At 69.9% G+C, this 19,311-nt stretch carries 15 protein-coding genes; 4 read left to right on the forward strand and 11 right to left on the reverse strand.

Features of this window, described 5'->3' with window-relative positions:
• Positions 1–135: 135 nt before the first annotated feature.
• The 7 genes from ACZ3H8_RS11560 to ACZ3H8_RS11590 form a co-directional block, all read right to left on the reverse strand.
• A complete protein-coding gene (locus ACZ3H8_RS11560; protein ID WP_467400320.1) occupies positions 136–3,081 on the reverse strand; it encodes a M14 family metallopeptidase in 2,946 nt (981 codons plus the stop codon).
• 218 nt (positions 3,082–3,299) lie between these two features.
• Positions 3,300–4,289, reverse strand: coding sequence for a DNA-binding protein WhiA (whiA, locus tag ACZ3H8_RS11565; protein ID WP_215093490.1), 990 nt, complete (start codon positions 4,287–4,289; stop codon positions 3,300–3,302).
• Positions 4,280–5,314, reverse strand: coding sequence for a uridine diphosphate-N-acetylglucosamine-binding protein YvcK (locus tag ACZ3H8_RS11570; RefSeq protein ID WP_398988085.1), 1,035 nt, complete (start codon positions 5,312–5,314; stop codon positions 4,280–4,282). Before ACZ3H8_RS11570 ends, whiA begins: the two co-directional genes overlap by 10 nt.
• Complete coding sequence (rapZ, locus tag ACZ3H8_RS11575) at positions 5,311–6,249, reverse strand: RNase adapter RapZ (RefSeq protein ID WP_467400323.1); 939 nt, start codon at positions 6,247–6,249, stop codon at positions 5,311–5,313. Before rapZ ends, ACZ3H8_RS11570 begins: the two co-directional genes overlap by 4 nt.
• On the reverse strand, positions 6,246–8,216 hold the full coding sequence (uvrC, locus tag ACZ3H8_RS11580) for an excinuclease ABC subunit UvrC (protein ID WP_467400325.1): 1,971 nt from the start codon (positions 8,214–8,216) through the stop codon (positions 6,246–6,248). Before uvrC ends, rapZ begins: the two co-directional genes overlap by 4 nt.
• Before the next feature lie 269 nt (positions 8,217–8,485).
• On the reverse strand, positions 8,486–9,310 hold the full coding sequence (locus ACZ3H8_RS11585) for a hypothetical protein (protein WP_467401270.1): 825 nt from the start codon (positions 9,308–9,310) through the stop codon (positions 8,486–8,488).
• A 5-nt stretch (positions 9,311–9,315) separates the two neighbouring features.
• The gene (locus tag ACZ3H8_RS11590; RefSeq protein WP_467400327.1) at positions 9,316–9,936 is read right to left on the reverse strand and encodes a papain-like cysteine protease family protein; all 621 of its coding nucleotides are present in this window, start codon (positions 9,934–9,936) and stop codon (positions 9,316–9,318) included.
• Positions 9,937–10,176: 240 nt separating this feature from the next.
• Here ACZ3H8_RS11590 and ACZ3H8_RS11595 point away from each other — a divergent pair, with 240 nt between their 5' ends.
• Positions 10,177–11,109, forward strand: a complete 933-nt coding sequence (locus ACZ3H8_RS11595) for a hypothetical protein (protein WP_467400329.1) — start codon at positions 10,177–10,179, stop codon at positions 11,107–11,109.
• Between the two features lie 16 nt (positions 11,110–11,125).
• On the opposite strand, the gene ACZ3H8_RS11600 is transcribed toward ACZ3H8_RS11595, so the two are convergent.
• Positions 11,126–11,554, reverse strand: a complete 429-nt coding sequence (locus ACZ3H8_RS11600) for a Rieske (2Fe-2S) protein (RefSeq protein ID WP_467400331.1) — start codon at positions 11,552–11,554, stop codon at positions 11,126–11,128.
• 114 nt (positions 11,555–11,668) lie between these two features.
• Here ACZ3H8_RS11600 and ACZ3H8_RS11605 point away from each other — a divergent pair, with 114 nt between their 5' ends.
• Positions 11,669–12,562 (forward strand): carbohydrate kinase family protein, encoded by an 894-nt coding sequence (locus ACZ3H8_RS11605; RefSeq protein WP_467400334.1) that lies wholly within the window; start codon positions 11,669–11,671, stop codon positions 12,560–12,562.
• A 230-nt stretch (positions 12,563–12,792) separates the two neighbouring features.
• On the opposite strand, the gene uvrA is transcribed toward ACZ3H8_RS11605, so the two are convergent.
• On the reverse strand, positions 12,793–15,789 hold the full coding sequence (gene uvrA / locus ACZ3H8_RS11610; RefSeq protein ID WP_467400335.1) for an excinuclease ABC subunit UvrA: 2,997 nt from the start codon (positions 15,787–15,789) through the stop codon (positions 12,793–12,795).
• Positions 15,790–15,989: 200 nt separating this feature from the next.
• Between uvrA and ACZ3H8_RS11615 the strand changes: the two genes are divergently transcribed.
• Positions 15,990–16,682, forward strand: a complete 693-nt coding sequence (locus ACZ3H8_RS11615) for a maleylpyruvate isomerase family mycothiol-dependent enzyme (protein ID WP_467400338.1) — start codon at positions 15,990–15,992, stop codon at positions 16,680–16,682.
• A 9-nt stretch (positions 16,683–16,691) separates the two neighbouring features.
• Entirely contained in the window at positions 16,692–17,348 is a 657-nt protein-coding gene (locus ACZ3H8_RS11620; RefSeq protein WP_467400340.1) for an MBL fold metallo-hydrolase, read from the forward strand.
• 48 nt (positions 17,349–17,396) lie between these two features.
• Here ACZ3H8_RS11620 and ACZ3H8_RS11625 read toward each other — a convergent pair whose 3' ends face one another.
• Both ACZ3H8_RS11625 and ACZ3H8_RS11630 read right to left on the reverse strand, forming a co-directional pair.
• Complete coding sequence (locus ACZ3H8_RS11625; protein WP_467400343.1) at positions 17,397–18,134, reverse strand: alpha/beta hydrolase; 738 nt, start codon at positions 18,132–18,134, stop codon at positions 17,397–17,399.
• 122 nt (positions 18,135–18,256) lie between these two features.
• On the reverse strand, positions 18,257–19,291 hold the full coding sequence (locus tag ACZ3H8_RS11630) for a TerC/Alx family metal homeostasis membrane protein (protein WP_467400345.1): 1,035 nt from the start codon (positions 19,289–19,291) through the stop codon (positions 18,257–18,259).
• Between the last annotated feature and the right edge of the window lie 20 nt (positions 19,292–19,311).

A 19,311-nucleotide genomic window follows, 5' to 3' on the forward strand; every position in this document is an offset into this window, starting at 1 on the left:
TGTATGGGATGTCCCCGACCGCCTACGACCCTACCTCCATGAGGGCCCCGGAGTGACATCGAGTGGCTCCGTGCGTGGCACGGCGGTCCGTACTTCCCAGTAGGTGCCACGGACCGCCGTTCCGGCTACGCAGCGTCAGCGTCGGAGCGCGCTGAGAGCCTTTCCGATGAGCTGCTTGCGGTCGGCCGCGCCGGGCACATGCTCCAGGCCGAAGCCGATGAGCACGGTGTCCCGGGTGGTGACGGCCGCATGGGCGTGGAACAGAGCCTGGGCGCGTGCCCAGTCGCCGGTGTTGCCGGGGCTGCCGGCCGGCGGTCCCGCGACGGTCCACGGGCCGAGCGCGGTCTCGAAGCCCTCGGGACCCTGCGGGGTGCCGCCGACGACGAGCTTGGTGTCGTCGACGAAGGCGCCGATTCCGCCGGTGCCCGGGTCCGTGACGTACGAGATGGAGAGCTCGACCTGCTTGCCCGCGTAGGCGCTGAGATCGACGGAGACGGGCTGCCAGCCGTTGGAGGAGCCGGTGAAGCGGTTCCAGGCGCCGGTGGTGCCGGTCGCCGTGCAGCCGCTCTCCGCGACGGTCAGGTAGTGGGCGAGGAAGGGGTGGCCCTCTACGTAGAAGCCCTCCTCGCACTGGACGGGCACCTGGGTTGTGGTGCCGCCGTTGGCGTCCGGCAGGGTCGTCCAGTCGTCCTGGCCGACCGTGTGCGCCTCGACGACGACATTGTCGTAGCCGCGCTCGGTGTCATGGCTGAGCTGGAACTGCAGGCTCGGCTTGGCACCGGCCGCGGTACCGGTCAGATCCACGGTGCGCGACAGCCGCATATACGCGTCGTCCTCGTGCTTCGCCGCCGCGAACCAGGAGCCGTCGGCAGGCTCGAACGGGGTGCGGATGCCCGGGTAGCCGCCCGCGGCAGCGCTCTTGAACTGCGGGAACTGGTCCGGCTTCAGGGTGTCCGAGGTGATCGTGTACGCCCCGGCCAGGTCGAGCGGGTTCCCGGCCGCGGCGGCGAGTGAGGCCTGCGCGCCCGCGAGCCTTCCGGTGCCCGCGAAGGAGAACGGGGACTTCAGCCCGACGCGGTTGTACGCGCCTAGGTAGTACTGCGCGAAGTCGTTGGAGTCGGCCCCGCCGAGGTCGACGTCGCCGCCGGCCAGCTCACCGGCGTTGATCAGCTTCCCGCCCTCGTTGAGGTAGTCCCGTACGGCGCCCGTGGTCGCCGCGGAGGGCTGTCCCGCGCCGGTGTACCAGAGGACCGTCTTGAAGTGGCCGAGCACGCCGAGGGCGTCCGGGACGCCCTGCGTGGCGACGTCCCAGACCGCGGCCCTGTGGCCGTTGTCCGCGAGGGCCTTGGTGTAGGCGGCGGTGTGCTGCGCCGGGGTGGTGCCGCCCTCTTCGGCGATCACCAGGGTGTTGCCGCGCGGCCGTTCGGCGACCGTGTAGGTGAAGTGCTCGCTGGAGGTGGGTTGTCCGGCCTTGGTCTCACCGGTGAACCAGACCTCGACCTTGTCGCCGACGTCGCCGTCCTGCACCTTGGCGCGGTACTCGTCGAAGCGGATGTTGTCGTCGCCGCCGTAGACCTCGCCGCCCTTCCAGGCCCTGAGTGCCTGGTCGTGCGTACGTCCGCCGTTGACGCGGTACTTGAGCTCCTTGTCGCGTACGGACTTGCGCGCGATGACGGAGACTTCCTGGTCGCCACCGCGGGCGTAGGAGGTGGTGAAGGCGTCGGGGGTGAAGTCCGCGGCCTTCAGGCCGATCGAGGAGGACGGCTGGTCGGGGTGGGCCGCGGTTTCGGCGACGGAGAGCGCGAACGGGATGTTCTTGGCGAACTCCTGCTGGATCAGCTTCTCGTCGTCCGGGAAGGTGAAGATGGATGCGCAGTCGGCAGCGTTCCAGGGGTCGTTGGGGTCGATCCTGGAGGCGGTGGCGCAGGTCGACATCTCCGGGGTGTACATCATCATCCCGTTGACGTTGGCCGCGTGGCCGTCGGCCTCGCCATTGGTGGTGTAGAGCTCGGAGGACACCTGGGGGCGGTAGCCGGGGACGGCGGAGTTCTGGGGCGTACCGGCGAGGGACTCGTACAGGACGTCGTCGGGCGTCGGCGTGGCGACCTGCCAGCCGACTCCGTACAGGAGCAGCTGGGCCGCGGAGTGGTAGTTGATGCCGTACTCGAAGCCGATGCGCTTCTGGAAGGCGTCGAGCGCCTTCGTCTCGGGCTCGGAGGCCGGACCGGTACCGCGGTAGGTCTCGGAGGCCGGGTCGGGGGACGAACCCTCGTTGTCGTAGCCCCACTTGTAGGTGAAGTTGCGGTTGAGGTCGACGCCGTCGCCGGGGGCGATCTTGCCGTCGCCGTTGTTGTCGCGGAGGTTCTTGCGCCACTGGCGCTCGGCGGTGCCCTTGAACGTGTAGTCGTAGCCGTCGGGGTTGGCCGAGATGACGAACCACAGTTCGGTGGAGTCGACGATCTTCGTGATCCGCGGGTCCTTGCCGTAGCCCGCGAGGTAGTGGTGCATCAGCCGACGGGTCATTTCCGGGGTGATCCACTCGCGGGCGTGCTGGTTGGACATATACAGCGTGGCGGGCTTGGAGCCGTCCTTGTACTTCTTGGCGCCCTTGCTGAGCTTGAGGGCGAGGATGTCCTGGCCCCCCACGGTCTTGCCGATGCTGACGACCTTGGTGAGGGCGGGGTTGGCCTGCGCGGTGGCGAGGATCTCGCGCTTCAGGCCCGTCTCGCCGCCGTACGGGCGGAAGACGCCGTCGCCCGCGGCGGCAGCGCGCTTCTCGGCCGTGGCCGAGACGGTGTGCTCGGTGATGCCGATGCCCTGCTCGCGCAGTTCGCCGGCCTGCTGTTCGGTGAGGTAGAGCTCGACGGTGGCGGTGCCCTTGTCGGGCACCTGCTCGCTGAGTTCATGTCCGTCGGCGCCCGCCGCGAGGATCAGCGGGACCTGGGCCTTGCTGACTTTCGCGTGCCATACGGAGAGTCCGTCGTCGTCACCCCCCTGTTCCGCCTGTGCGATCGGCGCCGCCACCAGTCCGGCCATCAGCAGTGAAGCCGCGGCGAGGATCGATCTCGCTCTGCGTCTCATGAGCCCCCCTTTTCTTTTGTGTGCCACGAAAGTGGACAGACGACAGGCTCATGACACTTCATGATCATGTCAAGAGCATACAAATAGACATAACGCCGCTGTCGGCGCCGGGAAGGCGCCGACAGCGGTGGGTCGATCATGGCGGTGGACATTCAGCCGGAACTCCGTCGGGAATCAGGCGGGACTCAGCCGCGGCTCAGGCAGGACTCAGCAGGGACTCAGCCGACGAGACCGTCGGCCATTTCCTCGGTCAGATTGGACTCCGTACCCGGAATGCCCAAGTCCTGGGCCCGCTTGTCGGCCATCGCAAGCAGCCGGCGGATACGGCCCGCGACCGCGTCCTTGGTCAGCGGCGGGTCGGCCAGTGCACCCAGCTCCTCGAGCGAAGCCTGCTTGTGCTCCATCCGCAGCCGGCCGGCCGCGGCGAGGTGCTCCGGCACCTCCTCGCCGAGGATCTCCAGCGCGCGCTGCACCCGGGCGCCCGCAGCGACCGCGGCGCGCGCCGAGCGGCGCAGGTTGGCGTCGTCGAAGTTGGCGAGGCGGTTGGCGGTGGCGCGCACCTCGCGGCGCATCCGCCGCTCCTCCCAGGCCAGCACCGACTCGTGCGCCCCGAGGCGGGTCAGCAGCGCGCCGATCGCGTCCCCGTCGCGCACGACGACGCGGTCCACGCCGCGTACCTCGCGGGCCTTGGCGGCGATGGAGAGCCGGCGGGCCGCGCCGACCAGAGCCAGAGCTGCCTCCGGGCCGGGGCAGGTGACCTCCAGCGAGGAGGAGCGGCCCGGCTCGGTGAGCGAGCCGTGTGCCAGGAACGCGCCGCGCCAGGCGGCCTCCGCGTCACAGGTGGCACCGGAGACGACCTGCGGGGGCAGCCCGCGGATCGGGCGGCCCCGGCCGTCGACGAGACCGGTCTGGCGGGCCAGTTGGTCGCCGCCGGCCACGACTCGTACGACGTAGCGCGAGCCGCGGCGCAGTCCGCCGGGCGCCATCACCATCAGCTCGGAGCTGTGCCCGAAGATCTCCAGGATGTCCCGCTTCAGCCGGCGCGCCGCGATGCCGGTGTCCAGCTCCGCCTCGATCACGATGCGGCCACTCACCAGGTGCAGCCCGCCCGCGAACCGAAGGATCGCCGAGACCTCCGCTTTTCTGCAGCAGGTCCGGGTGACGGGAAGCCGGGAGATTTCGTCCTTCACCGCTGCCGTCATCGCCATGGGCCGATCCTTCCATGCATCCGAAAAATACGGTCGTACGCGGCGGCCAACAGCTCCGGATCATGCTTCGGAACGCCGTCGGGCGAGGCCACGGGGGCCAGCTCGACCGCGGCGCCGAGCCGCGTTGCGGCGTCGGCGAGGGACTCACGGTCGGGCACGGCGGCCTCGTCGGCCAGCACCACGTCCAGGGCGAGTTTAGGCGCGTGTCGTCCCAAAACCTCCAAATGACGCTGCGGTGAGAAGCCATCTGTTTCCCCGGGCTGCGGCGCGAGGTTGAGGGAGAGGACCCGGCGGGCCTTCGTCTCGATCAGCGCGTCCAGCAGTTCTGGCACGAGCAGATGCGGGATCACCGAGGAAAACCAGGAACCAGGGCCGAGCACCACCCAGTCGGCGTCCAGGACGGCGGCGACGGCCTCGGGGACGGCGGGCGGGTCGTGCGGGACGAGGTGCACCGACTGCACCTCACCGGGCGTGAGCGCGACGGTCGCCTGGCCGCGCACGGTCTCCACGTCGTTCGGGCGGGCCGGGTCGTGGCCCCGGACCAGCGCCTGCAGCTCCAGCGGGACGGCGGACATCGGCAGTACCCTGCCGTGCGCGCCGAGCAGCTTGCCGACCAGGTCCAGGGCCAGGACATGGTCGCCGAGCTGCTCCCACAGCGCCACTATCAGCAGATTGCCGACCGCGTGTTCATGCAGGTCGCCCTTGGACTGGAAGCGGTGCTGGATCACCCGGGCCCAGGTCTGGCCCCAGTCGTCGTCGCCGCACAGCGCCGCCAGGGCCTTGCGCAGGTCACCGGGCGGCAGCACGCCGAGCTCGTCGCGGAGCCGGCCGCTGGAGCCGCCGTCGTCGGCGACGGTGACGACCGCGGTGAGGTCGCCGGTGATACGGCGCAGGGCCGTGAGCGACGCGGACAGGCCCATGCCGCCGCCGAGCGCGACGACCTTGGGCTGCGCGCCGCGCTTACGTCCGGTCGGCGCGTGCGTGGACCTGCGCAGTCGCCGCAGACGGAGGTTACGTCCGGTCACTCGCGCCCCATGTCCCGGTGGACAACGACGGTCTCGATCCCCGCGGAGGCGAGCCTGGCGGCGAGCTTCTCGGACGTGGCGACGGAGCGGTGCTTACCGCCGGTGCAGCCGACCGCGATGGTCACGTACCGCTTGCCCTCGCGGCGGTAGCCCGCGGCGATCAGCTGGAGCAGCTCGGTGTAGCGGTCGATGAACTCCTTGGCGCCGGGCTGGTTGAAGACGTAGTTCGACACCTCTTCGTTGAGGCCGGTGAACGGACGCAGCTCCGGGACCCAGTGCGGGTTCGGCAGGAAGCGCATGTCCACGACGAGGTCCGCGTCGACCGGCAGTCCGTACTTGAATCCGAACGACATCACCGTGGCCCGCAGCTCCGGCTCCTCGTCGCCCGCGAACTGGGCGTCCATCTTGGCGCGCAGCTCATGGACGTTGAGGCTGGAGGTGTCGATCACCAGGTCGGCGTCGCCGCGCAGCTCGCGCAGCAGGTCGCGCTCGGCAGCGATGCCGTCGACGATCCGGCCGTCGCCCTGGAGGGGGTGCGGCCTGCGGACCGACTCGAAGCGGCGGACCAGGGCGTCGTCGGAGGACTCGAGGAAGACGATCCGCCGGGTGACCTGCTTGGTGTCCAGGTCGGCGAGGGACTGGCGAAGGTTGTCGAAGAACCGCCGGCCGCGTACGTCGACGACCACGGCGATCCGGGCGACATTGCCCTGCGAGCGTGCGCCGAGCTCCACCATGGTGGGGATCAGCGCGGGCGGCAGGTTGTCGACGACGAACCAGCCGAGGTCCTCCAGACACTTCGCGGCCGTGCTGCGCCCGGCGCCCGACATTCCGGAGATGATCACCAGCTCGGGGATTGCCGCGTCCGCGGCCCCGCCGGGCTCGATCGTGGTGCCCGTACTCACGTCTGCTGCTCCGTCTCCATCGTGCTCAGTCATGTCCTGCTGCCCCCGTCGTTCTCTTCAATGATCTCTCCTGTTGCCGTATTCACGGCAGGAGCGGCCGGAGCCGCCTGGGCGAGGGCCACCACGACGGACTCCGCCGTCTTGCGGCCCATGCCTGGAACCTCGCAGATCTGCTCGATTGTCGCCTGCTTCAGCCGCTTCACCGAGCCGAAATGCTTGATCAACGCCTGTTTCCGGGTTTCACCGAGACCCGGGACCGCGTCCAGCGGGCTGGTCCTGATGCGCTTGGTCCGCTTGGAGCGCTGGTAGCGGATGGCGAAGTCGTGAGCCGTGTCACGGACCCGCTGAAGGAGATACAGCCCCTCGCTGGAGCGCGGCAGGACCACCGGGTCGTCGTCGTGCGGCAGCCAGACCTCTTCCAGTCGCTTGGCCAGTCCGCACACGGCGACATCGTCGATGCCCAGCTCGTCGAGGGCGCGCTGGGCGGCGGCCACCTGCGGCTGTCCGCCGTCCACGACGACGAGCTGGGGTGGATACGCGAAGCGCTTGGGCTTGCTGTCATCCTCGGGGGTGTCGTCGCCGATCCACTCCCCCGTCTTGTCCTTCTCCGCCAGATACCGCTTGAAGCGGCGGCTGATCACCTCGTGCATCGAGCGGACGTCGTCCTGGCCCTCGAAGCCCTTGATCTGGAAACGGCGGTACTCGCTCTTGCGCGCCAGGCCGTCCTCGAAGACGACCATGGACGCCACCACGTCCTCGCCCTGGAGGTGCGAAATGTCGAAGCACTCGATCCGCAGCGGCGCCGAGTCCAGGCCGAGGGCCTCGGCGATCTCCTCCAGGGCGCGCGAGCGGGTGGTGAGATCGCTGGCGCGTTTGGTCTTGTGCAGGGCGAGGGCCTGCTGGGCATTGCGCTGGACCGTCTCCATCAGGTCCTTCTTGTCGCCGCGCTGAGGGATACGGAGCGAGACGTTCGAGCCGCGCCGGCCGCTCAGCCACAGACTGACCGCGTCGCTGTCCTCGGGGAGGGCCGGGACGAGGACCTCCTTGGGGACGGCGTCGCCGCGCTCCTCGCCGTACAGCTGCTGGAGTGCGTGCTCGACGAGGCCGGCGGTGTCGACGGCCTCGACCTTGTCCGTGACCCAGCCGCGCTGGCCGCGCACCCGACCGCCCCGGACGTGGAAGATCTGCACCGCGGCTTCGAGCTCGTCCTCGGCGACGGCGATCAGATCGGCGTCGGTGGCGTCCGCGAGCACGACGGCGTTCTTCTCCAGGGCCCGCTTGAGGGCCTCTATGTCGTCACGCAGCCGTGCCGCCCTCTCGTACTCCATCTCCTCGGCGGCCGCCATCATCTGCTTCTCCAGACGACGGATGTACGTGCCGGTGCGGCCGGCCATGAAGTCGCAGAACTCCTCGGCCAGTTCGCGGTGCTCCTCGGGGGTGACCCGGCCCACGCAGGGCGCGGAGCACTTGCCGATGTAACCGAGCAGACAGGGGCGGCCCTTCTGCTGGTGATTCCTCAAGACCCCGGCCGAGCAGGTGCGTACGGGAAAGACCCGCAGCATCAGGTCGACGGTCTCGCGGATCGCCCAGGCGTGGCCGTACGGACCGAAGTAGCGCACGCCCTTCCTCTTGGCGCCGCGCATCACCTGGACCCGCGGGAAGTCCTCATTGAGGGTGACCGCGAGATACGGATAGCTCTTGTCGTCCCGGTACTTGACGTTGAACCGCGGGTCGAATTCCTTGATCCAGGAGTACTCCAGCTGGAGCGCCTCGACCTCGGTGGAGACCACCGTCCACTCCACCGAGGCCGCCGTGGTGACCATGGTGGCGGTGCGCGGGTGCAGATTCGCCACGTCCTGGAAGTAGTTGGCGAGGCGCTGGCGCAGGCTTTTGGCCTTCCCGACGTAGATCACCCGGCGGTGCTCGTCGCGGAATTTGTAGACCCCCGGCGAGTCGGGGATCTGTCCCGGCTTGGGGCGGTAGCTGGAGGGGTCTGCCATGTCGACCAGCCTACTGGCGCACAGTGACAGTGCGGGCCGGGACCGGGCGCCCGGCACCGTGGGGAAGCGCCGGGCGCCCGGGGCTCGTCGGGGCTCCGCCCCGAACCCTCCCCCCATAGCCCTTCGGGCATGGGAGGTGCCCCCACCCCCTACGCCCTGGCGGGCGTGGGGCCCCCGCCTCAAGCGCCGGAGGGGCTGAAACTCAGCCCGCCCGGCGTTTGAGGGCACGACCGAATGTCGTACCCGGTCCGGGGCGGAGCCCCGGCCGATCAGGCGCGGCGGCGCAGACGGACGGCCGTCAGCCCGCACAGGGCGAGGGCTGCGAGGGCGCCGGCTCCGACGGCCGCCGAGGCGAAAGTGACGGCGCCGTTCCGGTCGTTCTCCTCATGCACGGCGTAGCCGCCCGCGCCGCCCTTCCTCGCGTACCCCGACCCCGGGAGCTTGTCGGCGTACGCGGCCCGGACCCGGGCCTGGTAGGCGGCGAGCGTCGTGCCGCGGCGGCCCACCGCCCGTATCGCGTCCTCGTCCAGCGGGAGGATCTTCGTGCCCTTGTTGACGTACCAGGCGTCGATCTGCGGCTCGTGGAAGACGGTGCCGCCGGGGAGCTTTTGGTCGCCCAGCCGCGCGTAGCGGAACTCGTCGTCGCCGGTGGCGATGTTCACCACCTGCCACCGACTGCCCTGTCGGGCCGTCCACAGCGAGGCCTGCTGTCCGTCCGACGAGACCGCCTGGCTGGCGAGGAACTCCACCTTCGCCACGGGAGCGCCCGCCTTTCCGGCCACGAACTCCGGCGCGAGCGTGTGGACGGGGACGGTCGCGCCTTCGACGCGGGGAGCCGCTGCCGCCTTGCTGACGGCACCGTCGCGGGCGAAGAAACGGGACAGGGTCTCCAGGGTTGCGGGGGCCGTGGCGGCGCTGTGGGCCGCGGCCCGGTCCGCCGCCGAGGGGCCGGTGGAGGTGGCGGCGCCGGTGGCCGTGCCTGCGCCGACGGAAGTGCCTGTGGCAGTGGCCGTGCCGATGGTGCCGAGGGAGAGGCAGGCCGCGCAGGCGGCGGTGACGGCAGCTCGCGCGGTCGCTCGTGAGGTCCTCTTCATCGCGCTCACGCCCCGATCCGGTAGAGCGAGTGGGTCCAGGAGAAGGAGCTGTTGTTGACGTACCAGGCGTGGGAGGCCCAGTTGTAGCGGTCGCTGGAGGGCCATGGATCGCCCCAGTAGACCCAGCTGTTCGCGGTGTCGTAGCCGTAGATCACATGCATATGGCCGCCGCCGCTCGACCACTGGATACGGGTCTCGATGGGGCGGTCCGCGTCGATCTCCGTCTGCACGGTCGGGTAGCCCAGCCAGCCGGTGACGTACGAGCCGGAGTTGATGCCCGCCCAGCGCAGACCGTTCTGCACATTGCCCAGCGTGGCCTGCGAGTTGGGGCACTCGCTGCCCTGCTGGCGGTTGAAGGCGGCGTTGCAGAACTGGTTCTGCGAGTAGTTCCTGCCGAAGTACGCGGCGATGGTGTTGCCGCCCGCTGCCCAGCACCAGTTGGTCTTCTGCTGAGCCTGCATGGCTATGTTCAGGCGCCTCCAGGCGAGGGTGGACGAGTCGGACTGGTCGTCGGTCGGCGCGGCGGTCGCCGTCGACAGGGGCAGAGTGAACAGTGCGGCGAGAACGACGGCTGCGGCGGACAGCCGTCTGACTGCTGTGCTCTTTGGCTTGCTCTCTGTGCGCATCGCGTTCCTCCCAGTGGGGGTGGGGATGGAGGATCGCGTCCGGACGCTGCGGATGAGCATCAGTCCTTGTCGGAGGCGGGTCAACACGCTTCAATGCGGGGTGACACGGCGCTGTGAACGCTACGGCCGGGATGTGAACACCTCCGTCCCGCTCCACCTGGACGCCGGTCGCCGCCCACCCACAGCGGCTCGCCCCTGTCGTGAACGTTCACTCAATTCCCGCAAGTCGCTGGAGGAACCATGGGGCACACCGAGGCCGATCTGGCACAGGTGCTGCACACCGGCCCGTTCCATCTGGCGCTGCGGGCCGCCCTCGCGGTACGCGGGCTGCCGCTCCAGCGCGTCCAGCACCATCTCGCGCACCGCGGGATAAAGGTGGGCGTGACCAGCCTCAGCTACTGGCAGCAGGGCGCGCGCCGCCCGCAGCGCCCCGAGTCGCTGCGCGCCGTGCGTGCTCTGGAGGACGTACTCGAACTGCCCGGGAACTCGCTGATCCGGCTGCTCGGCATCGGCGAAGGCGGCGCGCGAACCGATTTCGAGCGCCCCGCCACGCGCTCCTACCGCTCACTGGTGGAGGCCTCCGGCGCGGTGGAGCAGCTGCTTGCCGGCCTGGAGTCGCCTGCTGACGGCGGGCTGCACACGGTGGGCCACCACGAGCGGGTACGGATCGGGGCGGGGCGCGAGCTGCTGGGGCGCGATTCGGCGCATGTCGTACGCGCCCACCGTGACGGCATCGACCGCTATCTGGCCATCCACCACGGTGATCCGGGCTGCGATCCCGCGCGGGTGGAGGTCAGCGCGCTGGAGAACTGCCGCACGGGGCGGGTGCGGTGGCACCGGGAGACCGGGGTGCTGATCGCGGAGCTGCTCTTCGACGCCCGGCTGCGCGCGGGTGAGACGTACCTCTTCGGCTACGGCTTCGAGGACGGGACCGGCGGGCCGAGCGAGGAGTACGTCCGCGGCTTCAGCTTCGCGGGCGGGCAGTACGTCCTGCAGGTGCGCTTCGACGAGGGTGCGCTGCCGGTGCGGTGCCGGCGGTTCGCGCAGGCCACGACGGGAGCACCGCGCGGCGCCAGGACGGATCTGACGCTGAGCGGCCGGCACCGCACGGTCCATCTGGTGGAGCAGGGCGTACGGCCGGGGATCCTGGGGATCGACTGGGACTGGGACTGACGCTCGCTGGCGTGCTTTACGCCTCGGGACCTGCGACGAGCTTGCCGCCCTCGGCCTTGATCGGGACCTCGGGGAGCGGCACGGTCGCCGGGCCCTGGAGCGCCTTGCCGGTCATGACGTCGAAGCGGCTGCCGTGGCAGGGGCAGTTGCCTTCGTTGCCCTCGACCTTGTCGAGGACGCAGCCCGCGTGCGTGCACTGCGCGCTGAATGCCTTGTACTGGCCCTTGGCCGGGCAGCTCACGACCAGGCGCTGCTCGCGGTAGAGCTTGGCGCCGCCGACCGGGACGGCGTCGGCAGCGCCGAGATCGACGGGCGCGGTGGGGGTGGGGTTCTCGGCGTGGCCGAGCTTCGATTCGGTGGAGCAGGCCGCGACCCCCAGCCCGGCTGCCCCGGCGAGGGCGGCGCCTTTCAGCACGGTACGGCGGGCGGCTGGCTGGCCGGACATGGAAACTCCACTGATCAGGGCGTCGGTGACAGACCCGACGATACCGGCGGAGATCGGCGGCCCTCCTGGCGGGCTCCCTGGTCGCCCCCGCAAGCGATGGGTTACGTTCTCGCCGTGATCGTCGTCGCCGGAGAGTCCTTGATCGACCTGGTCCCGCAGGGGGTCGGCGACCCGCTGCCCATGCTGCTGCCGCGGCTCGGCGGTGGTCCGTACAACACGGCGGTCGCGCTCGGGCGGCTCGGCGCGACGGTCGGCTTCTGCTCCCGGGTTTCGACGGACGGCTTCGGCGAGGCGCTGCTGGCCGGGCTGTATACGGCGGGGGTCGGGACGTCCCTCGTCCAGCGCGGGCCCGAGCCGACGACGCTGGCGGTCGCGAGCATAGGCGCGGACGGCTCCGCCGGGTACCGCTTCTATGTGCAGGGCAGCGCGGACCGGCTCTTCGAGCTGCCGCCCCAACTGCCGGATTCCGTACGGGCACTGGCCCTCGGGACCTGCTCGCTGGTGCTGGAGCCGGGCGCGAGTGCGTACGAAGCGCTGCTGCGACGGGAGGCGGGGCGCGGGGTCTTCACGCTGCTCGACCCGAACATCAGGGCCGGTCTGATCCCGGACGCGGACGCCTACCGGGCGCGCTTCGCCGGCTGGCTGCCGTATGTGTCGCTGCTGAAGCTGTCGGAGGACGACGCCCGGTGGCTCGGCGGCGTACCGGAGGGGCCCGCGGCGGTGGTGCTGACGCGGGGTGCGGCGGGGCTGTCGGTACGGACGCGGGGCGGGCTTGAGGTCTCGGTCCCGGCCACGGCCGTGACTGTCGCGGACACGATCGGCGCGGGCGACACGGTGAACGCGGCCCTGCTGCACGGCCTCGCGGCCCGGGACGCCCTGTCGGCGAACGCCCTGGCCGGTCTGGGCGCGGAGGGGTGGCACGAGGTGCTGCACTTCGCGTCCCGGGCGGCCGCGGTGACCTGCTCCCGCACGGGCGCGGAGCCGCCGTACGCGTGGGAGCTGTCCTAGCCCCTACCCGCCCTCCCCCAGAGCTTCGCCTGGGAGGTACCCCCATCCCGAAACTGGGGGCTTCGCCCCAGACCCCCAGTCCTCAATCTCCCCCGGACGGGCTGAAAGATTCAGCCCCTCCGGGGATTGAGGTGGGGGTCCCCCACGCCCGCAAGGGCGTAGGGGGTGGGGGCACCTCCCATGCCCGAAGGGCTATGGGGGAGGGTCCGGGGCGGAGCTCCGGCCCGGGCTCAGGCCTTGCGGGCCCGGGCGGTCCTGGCCGTGGCCGTCTTCTTCACCGGTGCCGCCTTCGCGGCGACCGCGTTCTTCGCCGCGGTGGTCTTCTTGGCCGCCGCCTTCTTCGGCGCCTTGCGCGCCGCCGGCACCACCGCGTCACTGATCCGCTCGGCGTCCAGGATGTCCCGCAGGAACTTGCCGGTGTGGCTGGTCGGCACTCCCGCGACTTGCTCCGGGCTGCCCTCGGCGATGACCAGGCCTCCGCCGTTGCCACCCTCCGGGCCCATGTCGACGACCCAGTCCGCGGTCTTGATGACGTCCAGGTTGTGCTCGATCACGATGACCGTGTTGCCCTTGTCGACCAGGCCGGAGAGCACATTGATCAGCTTGCTGATGTCCTCGAAGTGCAGACCGGTCGTCGGCTCGTCCAGGACGTAGACCGTGCGGCCGGTGGAACGCTTCTGGAGCTCCGAGGCCAGCTTCACACGCTGGGCCTCGCCGCCCGAGAGCGTCGGCGCGGACTGGCCGAGCCGCACATAGCCGAGGCCCACCTCGTGGAGGGTCTTCAGATGACGGGCGATCGTCGGGACGGCCTCGAAGAAGTCCAGCGCCTCCTCGATCGGCATGTCCAGCACCTCGGCGATGGACTTGCCCTTGTAGTGGACCTCCAGGGTCTCCCGGTTGTAGCGCGCTCCGTGGCAGACCTCGCACGGGACGTACACATCCGGCAGGAAGTTCATCTCGATCTTGATGGTGCCGTCGCCCGAGCAGTTCTCGCAGCGGCCGCCCTTGACGTTGAAGGAGAACCGGCCGGGGAGGTAGCCCCGGACCTTGGCCTCCATCGTCTCCGCGAAGAGCCTGCGGACATGGTCGAAGACGCCGGTGTACGTCGCAGGGTTGGAGCGCGGCGTACGGCCGATGGGCGACTGGTCGACGTGCACCACCTTGTCGACGAGGTCGTCGCCGTCGACCCGGGTGTGGCGGCCCGGCACCGACTTGGCGCCGTTCAGCTCGCGGGCCAGGTGGGTGTAGAGGATGTCGTTGACCAGGGTCGACTTGCCGGAGCCCGAGACACCGGTGACCGCGGTGAGCACGCCGAGCGGGAACGAGACGTCGATGTCGCGCAGGTTGTTCTCACGGGCGCCGTGGACCGTGAGCTGACGGGTCGGGTCCATGGGCCGGCGGATGTCGGGCGTCGGAATGGACCGCTTCCCGGCGAGGTACTGCCCGGTCACCGAGTCCTTGTTGGCGAGGAGATCCTTCAGCGAGCCGCTGTGCACGACCTTGCCGCCGTGCTCGCCGGCACCCGGGCCGATGTCGACGACCCAGTCGGCCACCTTGATGGTGTCCTCGTCGTGCTCGACGACGATGAGCGTGTTACCCATGTCGCGCAGCCGGACAAGGGTCTCGATGAGCCGGTGGTTGTCGCGCTGGTGCAGGCCGATGGACGGCTCGTCCAGTACGTACAACACTCCGACCAGGCCGGAGCCGATCTGCGTGGCGAGCCGGATGCGCTGGGCCTCGCCGCCGGAGAGCGTGCCGGCCGCGCGGTTCAGCGAGAGGTAGTCGAGGCCGACGTCGACCAGGAACTTCAGCCGTTCGTTGACCTCCTTGAGCACCCGCTCTGCGATCTTCTTGTCGCGGGCGTTCAGCCTCAGCTCGCCGAGGAAGTCCGCGCACTCGCTGATCGACATCGCGGCGACGTCGGCGATGGACTTCTCCATCACCGTGACCGCGAGGACGATCGGCTTCAGCCGGGTGCCCCTGCACGTCGGGCACGGCACCTGGCGCATATAGCCCTCGAAGCGCTCCCTGCTGGAGTCGCTCTCGGCCTCGCTGTGCCGCCGCTTGACGAACTGGACTGCCCCCTCGAAGACGGGCGAGATGTACGCCCGCTCCCGTCCGTATCTGTTGCGGTAGCGGACCTCGACCTGGGTCTTGTGTCCGTACAGCAGGGCCTTCTTGGCTCGCTGCGGCAGCCCGGCCCAGGGCATGTCGGTGGAGAAGCCGATGGCCTGGGCAAGACCGCCGATCAGCCGCCCGAAGTACTCCTTGGTGTGGCCGTGCGACCAGGGGTGGATCGCGCCGTCGTCGAGGGACCTCTCCTCGTCCGGGACGATCAGCTCGGGGTCCACCTCCATGCGCGTGCCGATGCCGGTGCAGTCGGGGCAGGCGCCGAAGGGTGAATTGAAGGAGAAGGAGCGGGGCTCCAGCTCCTCGAAGGACAGGTCGTCGTACGGGCAGTAGAGATGCTCCGAGAACATCCGCTCGCGCTCGGGGTCGTCCTCGGCGAGGTCGACGAAGTCGAGGATGACCATGCCGCCGGAGAGCCCGAGCGCGGTCTCCACCGAGTCGGTCAGCCGACGCTTGGCGCTGTCCTTGACGGTGAGGCGGTCGACGACCACCTCGATGGTGTGCTTCTCCTGCTTCTTCAGCGTGGGCGGCTCGGCCAGCTGGATCGTCTGTCCGTCGACCCGCGCCCTGCTGTATCCCTTGGTCTGGAGGTCGGCGAAGAGGTCGACGAACTCGCCCTTGCGCTCGCGCACGAGGGGCGAGAGGACCTGGAAGCGGCTGCCCTCGGGCAGCTCCAGCACCCTGTCGACGATGGCCTGCGGCGACTGGCGCGAGATGGGCCGGCCGCACTCGGGGCAGTGCGGCTTGCCGATACGGGCGAAGAGCAGCCGGAGGTAGTCGTAGACCTCGGTGATGGTGCCGACCGTCGAGCGCGGGTTGCGCGACGTCGACTTCTGGTCGATGGAGACGGCCGGGGAGAGGCCCTCGATGAAGTCGACGTCCGGCTTGTCCATCTGGCCGAGGAACTGCCGGGCGTACGAGGAGAGCGATTCGACGTACCGGCGCTGCCCCTCGGCGAAGATCGTGTCGAACGCGAGGGACGACTTGCCCGACCCCGAGAGCCCGGTGAACACGATGAGGGAGTCACGCGGGAGGTCGAGCGAGACGTTCTTGAGGTTGTGCTCGCGAGCGCCACGAACGATGAGACGGTCGGCCACGCCGGTCCGCACCTTTCTTGAGAGAAGCGGGGGCACAGCCCCCGTCCCAGACTATGGGGGCCGCCGGATCGTTTGGATTCCAAGCTGTGAAATGCCTGCTGCAACCAGGATGCTCCACTGAGCCTATAGCACGCGCATTCGAATTACGGCCACGCGCTGCCACCTTCACCCGATCGAGTCCCAGGGCTATCGTCGGCCCCATGATCGATCCCTTGCGTGACCTGGCCTCTGTACGTGAAGCCACCGACCGGCTCCTCACCGCAGCCGCCGGTCTTGACGAGTCCAGGGCCGCCGCACCGTCCCGGCTCCCGGGCTGGAGCCGCGGCCATGTGCTGGCCCACCTCTCCCGTAACGCTGACGCGCTCGTAAATGTTCTCGAGGGCCGCCCGATGTATGTGAGCGCCGAGGCACGCGAGACGGACATCGAACGGGACGCGCACCGCCCGCTCGCCGCCCAGCTCGCCGACGTACGCGAGAGCGCTGCCCGCTTCCAGTCCGCGTGCGCGGTCCCCGCCGACTGGAAGCGCACGGTCGAGCTGCGCAACGGCATCACGGACGCCGCGGCCCGCGTCCCCTTCCGCCGGCTCGTCGAGGTCGAGCTGCACCACGTCGACCTGGACATCGGCTACGAGCTGGAGGACCTGCCCGAGGAGTTCACCGGCCGGGAGATCGCCTTTCTCGCCCATCGCTTCTCCGGGCGCGCGGACGTCCCGCCGACCCGAATCGTCGCGGCCGGCAAGGGCTCCGGCGAGTGGCACACGGGCGGCACGGAGGGCGCCCCGGTGACGGTCACCGGCCCCGCCCCCACCCTTCTCGGGTGGCTCGCCGGCCGCCGCGACGGGGCGGATCTGGACACCGCGGGAGGCCTGCTTCCGGCGCTGCCCCCGCTATAGGCTGACCTCATGACGTACAGCGGAGTGGTGAAGGTCGGCGGCGCTGCGGATGTGCATGAACTCCCAGACCTGATGATCTCCAAGGTCGCGGTCGGCCCGATGGACAACAACGCCTATCTGCTGCGCTGCCGGGCCACCGACGAGCAGTTGCTGATCGACGCGGCCAATGAACCCGAGACGCTGCTGACGCTGATCGGCGACGACTCCATCGCGTCCGTCGTCACCACCCACCGCCACGGCGACCACTGGCAGGCGCTGGCCGAAGTCGTCCGCGCGACCGGTGCCCGCACCTACGCCGGCCGGTACGACGCCGAGGGCATCCCCGTCCCGACCGACGTGCTCGTCGAGGACGGGGACACGATCCGGGTGGGCCGCGTCGAGCTGACCGCCCGTCATCTCGTGGGGCACACTCCCGGCTCGATCGCCCTGGTCTACGACGACCCGCACGGCCACGCGCACGTTTTCACGGGCGACTGCCTCTTCCCCGGCGGGGTGGGCAACACGCGCAAGGACCCCGAGGCCTTCGCGAGCCTGATCAACGACGTCGAGACGAAACTCTTCGCCGTGCTTCCGGACGAGACCTGGGTCTATCCGGGGCACGGCAAGGACACGACGCTGGGCGACGAGCGGCCGCATCTGCCGGAGTGGCGCAAGCGCGGCTGGTAGCGCGCTCTCATTCCGCGCGCTCGTTTCGCGCTCTTGTACGCCGCCGTCTCAACTGCCGTCCGCCGACGGGACGTCGCTCGGCCCGACGTCGCCGAACCTGTCGAAGTCGTCGAACCCGTCCGCCACCGCCGACGGCAGCGGTCCCAGCCGCAGGAGTCCGGTGACCAGGCGGGCGGTGAGCGCGTGCCAGACGCCGGCGCGGCGGAGCATGGCGTGGTCGCCGCCGGGCATCCGCAGCGCGCAGGACTCGGCGCCGGCCGCGCGTGCCGCGGCCGCGAGCTCCCAGGAGCCGCGCGGGTCGGTCACCCGGTCGCGGTCGCCGTGCACCAGGACGACGCGCTTGCCCTCCAGATGTGCCACCGGCTCTCCGGCCGGGCACCACGGGGCGAGGCCGACGACGGCCTCCACGAGGGGGTGGCTCGCGGCCCGCAGGGCGGCCCGGCCGCCCATCGAGTGGCCGACCAGGACGACCGGAACCGGCCCGGTGAGAAAGGCCAGTTCGTCCAGGGCGCGCAGCGCGTCACGCGCCGCGTCGGCGCGCACGCCGTTCCAGCCGCGGTGGCGGTAGCTGACTCTGCCGAGCACCACATCGTGGTCGACCGTGGCGCGCGCGATCGCCCGTGCGAAGGGACGCATCCGGACGCCGGGCAGGTTCCACTGCGTCGGCGGCTCCAGGGCATCGGCAGTACCGCCGTGCAGCAGCAGAACGGCACCCTGCGGCGGCTCTGCGGCCCGGTCGAGCCGCAGAGCGGGGGCGGGCGGCCGCCCCTCTTCCTGTACGCGCATGGGTGTCACGTCCTTGCCGATTCGGGCCCGGCACCATTCGATGTCCTCGCTGACACTGCCCGGCTGCGCTCCCGATCATGACGGAGCCCAGCCATCCGCCCAAACCGCCCCGGCGACTGACGTCAGGCCTCGACGCTGTCCTTCTCCGCGTTCCCGGCGTTCCCGGCGTTCTCTGCGTTCCCAGCCTTCTCTGCCGCCTCGGATGCTTCTCGTTCCGCCTTCCTCTTCGAGGCGATCAGGCTGGTGATCGTGGTGACGATCAGCACGCCGCAGATGACCGCCAGCGAGAACGGAATCGAGATCTCGGGGACATGCACCCCGCTCTCGTGCAGCGCGTGCAGCACCAGTTTGACGCCGATGAAGCCGAGGATCACCGACAGGCCGTAGCTGAGGTGGACCAGCTTCCTCAGCAGTCCGCCGATGAGGAAGTACAGCTGACGCAGGCCCATCAGCGCGAAGGCGTTCGCGGTGAAGACGATGTACGGGTCCTGGGTCAGGCCGAAGATCGCGGGGATGGAGTCCAGCGCGAAGAGCACATCGGTGGTGCCGATGGCGAGCATGACCACCATCAGCGGGGTCAGGACGCGCTTGCCGTTGTTGCGTATGAAGAGCTTGGTGCCGTGGTACTTGTCGGCGACGCCGAAGCGGTTCTCGATGGACTTGAGGAGGCGGTTCTCCTCGAACTCCTCTTCCTCCTCGTCGGAGCGCGCCTCCTGGATGAGCTTCCAGGCGGTGTAGATCAGGAACGCGCCGAAGATGTAGAAGACCCACGAGAAGCTGGCGATGATCGCAGCGCCGGCGGCGATGAAGATGGCGCGCAGGACGAGAGCGATCAGCACACCGACGAGCAGCACCCGCTGCTGGAGGTGGGACGGCACCGCGAACTTCGCCATGATCAGGACGAAGACGAAGAGATTGTCGACGCTCAGCGACTTCTCGGTGATGAAGCCCGCGAAGAACTCTCCCGATGCCTGGCTCTCGCCGAATATCAGCAGGCCGAGGCCGAAGAGAGCGGCCAGGACGATCCAGACGACGGTCCAGATTCCGGCTTCCTTGATCGACACGTCATGGGGTTTGCGCCCGATGAAGAAGTCGACTGCGATCAGGGCACACAGACCAAGAATGGTCAGCACCCACAGGGTCCATGAAACGTCCACTGCGCCTCCGGCGTCGTACG

This window comes from Streptomyces sp. NPDC002868 (genome assembly GCF_055563295.1).